General features: G+C 65.2%; 1 protein-coding gene. It reads right to left on the reverse strand.

Annotation, left to right across the window (positions count from 1 at the left end; translation table 11 throughout):
- Positions 1–67: 67 nt before the first annotated feature.
- Positions 68–330 (reverse strand): transposase (locus ACTFO6_RS18225; RefSeq protein ID WP_439935800.1); only part of this gene is annotated, 263 nt, incomplete at its 5' end.

Genomic DNA, 330 nt, shown 5'->3' on the forward strand with positions numbered 1-330 from the left:
GTCTGGCGCGGTGTATTTGTGCTCGTTCATGGCTGATTCGCGTTCCTTTTCGCGGCTGCGGGCGCACCTATCCTGTCGTCGGCTGCAGGCGCGCCATGCGAAGCAGGTTGTAGGCTGCACCCACCAGGTAGGCGGCGAGCTGGGTTTGGGCGATGCCAATGAAGCGGCTCTTTCGCAGACCCCCCACCGTCTTCACCCAGCCGAAGATCTCCTCGATCCGCTTGCGTTTTCTCTGGCTCATGGCGTAGCGCTCATGCCGGGTCGTCCGGCCATCCAGCCCCGGAGCGCTGCGCCCCTCGATCCTCGCGATATGCGGGGCGAGGTTGCGGC

Source organism: Pelomicrobium sp. G1, assembly GCF_051905455.1.
Lineage (GTDB): Bacteria > Pseudomonadota > Gammaproteobacteria > Burkholderiales > UBA6910 > Pelomicrobium.